The sequence below is a fragment of the Glycocaulis albus genome (assembly GCF_014639075.1).
In the GTDB taxonomy this organism is placed as follows: Bacteria; Pseudomonadota; Alphaproteobacteria; order Caulobacterales; family Maricaulaceae; genus Glycocaulis; species Glycocaulis albus.
Map to the genome: position 1 here is coordinate 103,204 of NZ_BMFS01000010.1, position 7,703 is coordinate 110,906.

The 7,703-nt window shown below is 59.7% G+C and carries 9 protein-coding genes; 5 read left to right on the forward strand and 4 right to left on the reverse strand.

The window, feature by feature from the left end:
* Positions 1–27 precede the first annotated feature (27 nt).
* The gene (locus IEV75_RS11180) at positions 28–1,296 is read left to right on the forward strand and encodes a TolC family protein (protein ID WP_233351844.1); all 1,269 of its coding nucleotides are present in this window, start codon (positions 28–30) and stop codon (positions 1,294–1,296) included.
* A 62-nt stretch (positions 1,297–1,358) separates the two neighbouring features.
* Positions 1,359–1,958, forward strand: a complete 600-nt coding sequence (locus tag IEV75_RS11185) for a hypothetical protein (RefSeq protein WP_188452656.1) — start codon at positions 1,359–1,361, stop codon at positions 1,956–1,958.
* A 29-nt stretch (positions 1,959–1,987) separates the two neighbouring features.
* Here the strand turns inward: IEV75_RS11185 and IEV75_RS11190 are convergent, their stop codons facing one another.
* Positions 1,988–2,377, reverse strand: coding sequence for a hypothetical protein (locus tag IEV75_RS11190; protein WP_188452657.1), 390 nt, complete (start codon positions 2,375–2,377; stop codon positions 1,988–1,990).
* A 194-nt stretch (positions 2,378–2,571) separates the two neighbouring features.
* Positions 2,572–3,930 carry a plasmid replication protein RepC gene (repC, locus tag IEV75_RS11195; RefSeq protein WP_188452658.1) on the reverse strand — a complete coding sequence of 453 codons (1,359 nt, stop codon included), beginning with the start codon at positions 3,928–3,930 and terminating at the stop codon, positions 2,572–2,574.
* Between the two features lie 220 nt (positions 3,931–4,150).
* Between repC and IEV75_RS11200 the strand changes: the two genes are divergently transcribed.
* Positions 4,151–4,324: a hypothetical protein gene (locus IEV75_RS11200; RefSeq protein WP_188452659.1), complete on the forward strand. Its 174-nt coding sequence runs from the start codon at positions 4,151–4,153 to the stop codon at positions 4,322–4,324.
* Between the two features lie 82 nt (positions 4,325–4,406).
* On the opposite strand, the gene IEV75_RS11205 is transcribed toward IEV75_RS11200, so the two are convergent.
* On the reverse strand, positions 4,407–4,625 hold the full coding sequence (locus IEV75_RS11205) for a hypothetical protein (protein WP_188452660.1): 219 nt from the start codon (positions 4,623–4,625) through the stop codon (positions 4,407–4,409).
* A gap of 59 nt (positions 4,626–4,684) precedes the next feature.
* Positions 4,685–5,488 carry a DUF7146 domain-containing protein gene (locus IEV75_RS11210; RefSeq protein WP_188452661.1) on the reverse strand — a complete coding sequence of 268 codons (804 nt, stop codon included), beginning with the start codon at positions 5,486–5,488 and terminating at the stop codon, positions 4,685–4,687.
* 519 nt (positions 5,489–6,007) lie between these two features.
* On the opposite strand from IEV75_RS11210, the gene IEV75_RS11215 reads away from it, so the two are divergent.
* Together IEV75_RS11215 and IEV75_RS11220 are read left to right on the forward strand one after the other, a co-directional pair.
* Positions 6,008–6,226 (forward strand): hypothetical protein, encoded by a 219-nt coding sequence (locus tag IEV75_RS11215; protein WP_188452668.1) that lies wholly within the window; start codon positions 6,008–6,010, stop codon positions 6,224–6,226.
* A 98-nt stretch (positions 6,227–6,324) separates the two neighbouring features.
* The coding region (locus IEV75_RS11220) for an RHS repeat protein (RefSeq protein ID WP_188452662.1) at positions 6,325–7,703 on the forward strand (1,379 nt) is incomplete at its 3' end.

Here is a 7,703-nt window from a genome sequence, read left to right on the forward strand (position 1 = left end):
CGCCCCGCTGGGCGGGAAGGTTTGAAGATGAGGCGTTTGTTGTTGGCCGCGTTCGCGGCAGCGGCTGTGTATGCAGCGCCAGCGCTGGCGACATCTGACAGATTGTCAGATGCCATCGTCGCCGCTCTTGATACCCACCCCCGATTGCAGCAGGAGCGCGCCCAGCTGCGCAGTGCGCGCGAGGCCATTCCACTGGCGCTGGCCCCTTACCGGCCACAGCTGACTTTGCAAGCCTCGACCGCGCGCTCTGACCGCGAGGCGGTCTTGTCCAACAACGATGTGATCGACGATGAAACCTCGCCGAGGACCTATTCTCTCGACGCCCGGCAGGTCCTCTGGTCCGGCGGGCGGCGCAATATCGCCCTGCGACGTGGCGTGTTGGAAATGCACCGGGCGCAGGCACAGTTCGCCACGATCGAGCGCGACATCATTGAGGAAGTGGCATCTGCCTATGTCGATCTTCTATTGATTGACGAGACCGTATTGATCGAAGCGGCAGCCATGCGGGCATTCGACGCGCTTGTCGATGCGGCGCGCGCACAGCTGGCCCGCGGTACCGCGACGCGGACTGAACTAGCGCAAGCCGAGGCCCGGTTTGCCGAAGCACGTGCCCGGTTTGAAAATGCCCGGGTGAACCTGACGGTTGGACGCGCGCGTTTCGAGCGGGTCGTCGGTTTTCCAGCCGAAACGCTGGACTGGCCCTCGATCGATCTGCCATGGACCGACGTGCTGGATGTAATCGATGCTGCCCGGGATAACGACCCACATCTCACTGGAGCGCGCCTCGATGCCGAGATAGCTCGAGTCGATATGATGGCGGCCGGACGGCGCAATAGTCCGACCGTCACGCTCGGGCTGCGCCATACCCACAGCGAGAATGTCTCTCCCGCTGTCGTTTCCGACAACGAGTCGCAGGTGAACTTAACACTTTCCCTGCCTCTTCTTACTGGTGGTGAGACCGGCGCTCGTCATCGGCAAGCCATCGCAGCCAATTCTGCATCTCGCCTCGCGATGCGGAACGTGGAGGCAGAGGTCGAACTGCGAGCAACGCAAATCTGGGCGCAAGTTACTGCCGCTGCCCATGTTCTGGATGCACAGGAGCAGAGAAGGACAGCGGCCGAGCTGGCATTACAGGGGATCGAACGTGGCCGATCCGCCGGCCTCTGGACTATGATCGACGTTCTCAATGCTACTGATCAGCTTCTGCGGGCGCGCCTCGCGGTCATTGAAGCGCGCCGGGATCTCGTGCTCAGCCGGGTACGTCTGGGTTTGATAACCGGGGTATTGGAGTACTGATAGTTGCCGTGTCCCCGAATTGTCCGACAGGAGGGTTTTAAGGCGTGCTAAGCCTTGGAAAGTTGGACTGGAATATCGCGAGCATGCTCCCCTTCGCTGATGAAGGGTTTGATTGCGAGTATTATCTCAAGCACGCAGAAGGCCTGATCTGGCAGGGCAAAGGCTTCGAGCATTTCCCCGTCCAGTTTATCAGCGAAGAGACGCATGACATGCTCAGGGCCGGATATTTCGGTGACTACGAATACCAGTGGCGTGTGGATCCAGAAGCCGAAAAGGGGTGGGAAATCCGGGTCTGGGCTTACAATGAAGTCTTCGAGCGTGCGATCTCCCATCCGGAAGATGCGTATGCTTTTTACACTCGGGTGAAGAGCTGGCTTGATTATGTGGAGGCACGCGCCTGTGCGATTATCGACACTCCGGATGGAAGGGTCGTGGAAAATACCGGCAATCTGATCATCGCTCAGTTCGTATATCTATATAATCACAGGGGTTATCCGGAAGTCAGCGCCCGCAATTACATCCACAATATGACGTACTCGAAGCTGCGCGAGAGTTGGGAAGAGGTCCGTTTTCTGGCGCCTGACGACGATCTGAAATCGGTGCGGCCGGAAGAGCTACGCCAGGGCCCATGGATCGTGCCCCCTCGCCCCGATCCCACTTAAATCTGGTAGTGATGCGCGAAGAGTTTTGGTCAGCTGGCGTGCGCCAGACGGTCATTGTGCAGTCGCGTGTCGATAAATCGTGCGATCTGATCGACGCCCAACGCGCCATTACGAGCATTCTCGACCTGAAGTACGGCCTCGGTTTCACTGTTGTCCCACACCAGCCGGTTCACGCGCAAGAAGCTTGCGGCGAGCACTAGAGCGAGTGGCGCCGCCAGCTGGGGAGCCAGCGGAGAGGCCAATACGTCAAGCAGCAGCAAGGGCGCGGCCTTGTGCGGCTGCCCAGGATGGTGAGCGTGCCTGTCGGCAATAGCCTTGAGAGCCTGCATATCGGACCAACCACAGGTTTGCCCGGTCTGACCTGCGATCTGGAGCATGCTGGAGGTCATGGCCGTTCGAGAGAGAGGCAGCGTGCTCATGTTCCCAGAGCCCTTATGGCGTTGCGAAACTCGGTGCCGGACCGCCGGGCCGGATCCCGAGGCTTTCGGCCAGTTCGGCCGAGAGTTCGGCACTGCCGCCGGCGGACGCTTGCGACACTATGCATTTCTCGATCATTGTCTCTGCTCCAATTGCATCTACGGTTTGTATGTGTCTGTAAACAAATGACTATTGACTAACCGGGGCGCTGGTCTTTGGTCAGGAGGGCGTGGATTTTCGGCCCAAGATCGAGAACGCCGCGGTTTTTGGCCGTACGCGTCAGCCAGACGCAATATCCAGCCGGAGATTCCACGACATTGCCGCCACCACGGGCGCCACGGAGGAATTTCTCGCCGATTACGGCCAGCGCGACGGCTGCCGGGCGTTCGCCAAGCGTGTTGATCATCATGGACCAGGCGGACGGGCTGAGGCCGTAAATGGCGCGATATTGCTGGCAATGATCAATCAGGTCGTCCCATTCAGGATCGGTCTGCAGACCCGAACAGAAACTGGGACATGCCGTGGCGACGAGTTGGGCCGTAATCTTGTACTTTTCGAGGTGCTGATGCGCGCCATAGGGTGTTATCCCTTGCGGATGAGCAGAATCCCCTTCCCTCGTCCTTTCCGTTCGCTCTGTGGGAGCCTGTTTGGGCTCGTCAGCTCCGGCAACGCCACTTTCTGGTGGCCTCACAGTCTCTTCTTCAGAAGAGTGAGAGGTTGTTGTTGTTTCTAGGGTGCAATCGGCTGCACCCTTGGGCGCAGGATTATCTGCATCCTTATTCGATGAAGGGCTAGCTGGGCGGAGGGCTTTCACGAGAAGCTTGCGAATCCTGGCGTCCAGCTCATCAAGAACGATTTTGGCGCTTCTGAGTACGTCCAAAGGGATACGTTTCACAGAGATCGTGCGTGTGACCTCCTGCAGCTCGTCGTAAAGCGTCTCCCAGTCCGCAGCAGAGCTTCGGTTGCTGGCAGCTGTGCGAAGATACTCGACGAGATTGGCGATCGTCACCTTGAGCGTCCGACGAAGCCGGCCGCGCTCTTTACGTTCATCGCGTGCGTTGCGGGCCATTTCGACCAGCTCGTCGGCACGTGCGGCCAGCGGGCGAAGATCAATACCGAAAGCCATTACGATGCGCCCATCGAGGCCGCGATGTCCGAAGCGCTTACGCGACGAATGATCGATATGGGTGATCAGGTTTGCGCGAGAGAGCGCTCGCAACTGGTATTGCAAGGCCCGCTCAGAGCAGTCGAGGCGCTCCATGAGATACTCGTTTGAGGGCCACACGGTGATCGGGCCGCCCTGCCAGTCGCAATCATGGGAGAGATCGATAAGCTCAAGGAGCAATTCCCAGGCGAGTGGCGCCAGGTTGAGCTTGCGATTCAAGGCGCTTCTGAACCATTTCACCTCATTGCGCATTTCCAGCCGGGAGATCCGGGCCGGCTTGCTGTCATAGCGGGCGACGAGTTCCTCATTGACGAGATCCTCGGGGAATTTGCGGCGGAAGCCTGTCTTCTCAGACAGGGAGAGCGCCGTTGCTTGTTGGCCGTAAGCCATCGTTTCGATCCTCCATCAAGGATCGATCAGCTCAAAATCAGCGCATGCCTTCAGGCTGTGCGAATCGCACATTCTGCTTGACGGCTGCGATGGAGGTGGTATTCAGGAGTTAGCTTTGCGGACCGGCTCGTTGGCCTTTATTGGTCTCGTTCGGTCTCCAGAATACCGCCTTGAAAGCCCGGCCTCTGGCCGGGTTTATTTTTGGCTGATCGCCCCTCCTTTGCTGATTGATGAACACGCACGCACGGGCGCCGGCGCGATTTCTCGCGCCTGGCGGGTGCTCTGTGTGGAGATCGAGGTGTGGGCCATCGTATTTCGGCGATGTGAGCCGTCAGGCAAGCCGGTATCGCTCGCAGACCAGTCTGCGCTTGCATTCTTCGCGATGTCGGGCTAGAAGAGTCCTTGGCATTGCTCTCTAGCCGTACAGCTTGAGCTTCAGGAGCCGCCCCTTCGGCAAAAGGGGCGGCTTCTTCACATCATGCGCCCCTCTCCTTCAACGGAATGATCTTGTCCGCGTTCGCGATCAGCACGCGCAAGGCGGCCGCGCGCGATTTGCGGTCGGTGTATTGGGAGATATGGTCGACCACATCCAGCTCGTCGGGTGTCAGCAGGACGCGCACATCAGCGTGGCCTTCCGCGATCCGCTTCTTGCGCCAGCGTTGCTGGATTAAGGTTCTATCGTCCGTATCTGCCATATCTCTCATCCGATCAGTCACAGATTCTGGCCACCATGGCGGGATTCGCGTTTATCGAGTCAAACCTTCTCGAAATCGGTTGTTGGCAGGGCTGGTCTATCGAGGTCATTCCAGTCCCCGGCCGATTTGGGCGGCGGGAGTATGCGTGCATCGATTCCTGCATCGTGCGCGCGCGCTTTGAGTGTTTCAGCTGCAATGAGCCCGCCCTCCCCGTGATCTGCGAAGATGAGCAGGAGTTCGACACCGGCAGGCGGTGTGAAGGCTTTCAGGTTTTCAGATCCAAGCAGCGCCCAGGCGGGAACGGCAAAGCGCCGGGCGGCAGAGACGGTGGATTCCACCCCCTCACCTACTCCAAGAACCTGCCCGCCCGGTGCCAGGCGAACACCGCCGGATTTGAAACGGCCGATAATACGCCGGCCCTCACGATCAGGCAGACGGTTCGCCGTAGCTGGATCGAGATAGGTGCATTGGACGCCCATCATTCGGCCGGTGGAGGATGTGATTTTCTGGAGGATGGCGGGAGACGGGCCGCGCGATCTGCGCACATTGGGATGGAAGCGGACCTCCGTAGAGGGCAGCTCGCAAATACGCAGGCCACGTAGGGCGGCATAGCGCCCCCCAAGGGTGCCGGCGAGAGGCTTGGACTGAGCCCAGAGGCTCTTGGCGCGATCAAGTTTCTGCCGCACCCGATCAGCTATATTTTGTATGCGCGGTTCCGGAGACGCTTTGGAGGGGGCTCTCGTCGGGTCGAAGGGTTCGACCAGCTTCAAATCTTCCAGCCAACGCTGGCATTCTCGCCAGTCGGTGCGCGAGGAAAACGAGTTGATGAGTACACGGCCGTCGCGCCCGATCATCAGGGACATGGAGCGATCGTTTTGGCTATGGCCTGGTCCAGGGCACACGGCGCGCGTTCCGCCGTCGTGCAATTCACCACCAATACGGGCTACAATGTGTCGCAATATCAGTGACATAATCTGCCTCCTTCGAGCTGCTCGCCAGCTCGCCCCCGCGCATTCACTCGCTGTGGAGATCGTGTATGTTTTATATCTGTCTCTTAAAGCATCATTGGAGGCTTAACGGAAAATTAAATTCACGAAGTCATCTCAGCGCCCCTCATTGGGGCATGATCCGACAGAGCTCACGTTAGATGCTGCAGGCTGTCTGGCCGGCCTCTATTGTGCCAAGGGCGTATCGCCCCCTCCTCCCCTGCTCCGGCTCGTTTCTGGCCAATGCCGGATGAGTGGCGTTTCCGGGGTTGCTTTTATAGCGGGACTTTTATTGTTTTCGGGTGGTTATAAAAAATATTCCCGGCGGTGGTGTTTTTTGTTTGACGGGTCTCTGCGGTTGCATGACGCTTTGGGGTGTTCGGTTACGGGGGCGGGATGATGATTGTTCTGTCGTGTGTTTCGCCGCTTGTTCTGGCGGTTTCTGTGGCTGTTTCGGCCCAGTCGGGGAGCTCGACGACAGAGAGTTACACTTACGACACCCGCGGCCGTCTGGTGGATGTCCAGCGGTCTGGCGGTGTCAGCCACGGTATCCGCACCGAGTATGAGTATGACGCGGCTCACAACCGCATCCGCAAGAAGGTGACCGGGGCTTAGGGGCTGCCGGTTTTTTTGTGTCTGGCAAGCGGGCGTGCGTCCGCCTGTTCAATTTCAGATTGGTTTTACTGTCTGGTTTTACATCGGGGATTGTGAAAATGGGGCATAGGGGCGGTGTGCTGGCCAGGGCGGAGCTCTGCCTGAACGGGGTTTCAGTCAGGCGGCTGGCGGGCCTCCTTGGCGCACTTGTCCTGGTCCTGTCATCGCCTGCGGCCTGGGCGCAGAGCGGGATAGCGCCGGTTTTCAGCGCGGTTGATGAACGCGGGGTCGATCTTCTGACCGGCCAGGCCCTGCTCGGTTCGCCCTCGATCTCCATTGGCGATCCCTCTTCGGGCGGGCTGTCCTATTCTGGCGTGATCACAAGCTCGTACTGGACAGGCTGGGCTCACAGCCCGCTGGGTGCGCTGACGGTGGACGGGAGCACCTACACGGTCATGGTGGGGGCGCGTGCGGAGACCTTCACCCTGTCAGGCTCGGTGTTCGTGTCCGACCAGCAGAGCGGTGCCTCGCTGACGCGCACGGGTAGCGGTCCGTCAGCGGTCTACACCTATGTGACGGCCGATGGCAGCGTGGCCACGTTCGAGATGGGGGGGTATGAGTCCCTTTATGCCCTTGGCAATCCTGAGCGCCTGCTGACCCGCCTGGAGCGGCCCTCGGGCGAGGTTTTGACCTATCATTACCGGTATCTGGAGATCGTCCGGGATGTGGGGATTTTCGAGCCGTCCTATATCACCCTTTCGGTGCATGCGCGCCTTCAGTCGGTGACCAATAATTTCGGCTACCAGCTGCACTGGCGCTACGCGTTCAACCAGGATCAGATCGTTCTTGATGCCACCCAGCCGGTCGAGGATGTCCATGGGCTGCGCGATTCCTGGCAGCAGGCCCGGCAGGTCACCGCGATCAACAATGCGGTGGATGCCTGCTTTCCGACGGTGAATGTCTGCACGGGGCTTACACAGGACTGGCCGTTCCTGGAGATCAGCGAGTCCAATTTCCAGCGCACGTTTACCGACAATCTGGGCCGCGAGACCCGGTTCATCTATTCGTCTGCCTCCGGTCAGCTGACGGGCCTGCGCCTTCCTGGCAGCGCCACCCCCGATGCGGTATTCCAGACGTCTGCCTCGGGGGTGATCTCCTCCATCACCTATGGCGGCTCTCAGACCTGGACCTATGCCTATAGCGACTCTGGCGGCCAGCGCACGACGACGGTGACGAGCCCTCTGGGCCATACTGACGTGCTGGTCTCGAACCTGTCGACGGGCCTGCCGGTCTCGAGCACGAACGGTGTGGGCCAGACGACGAGCCTTGAGCATGACAGTCATGGCCGGGTGACCAAGGTCATTTACCCGGAAGGCAATGAGGTGCGCTACACCTATGATGCGCGCGGCAATGTCACCGAGGTGCGCCGCGTGGCCAAGCCGGGCACAGGCCTTCCCGACCTGGTGACCAGTGCCGGCTACCCGTCCTCGTGTTCGAA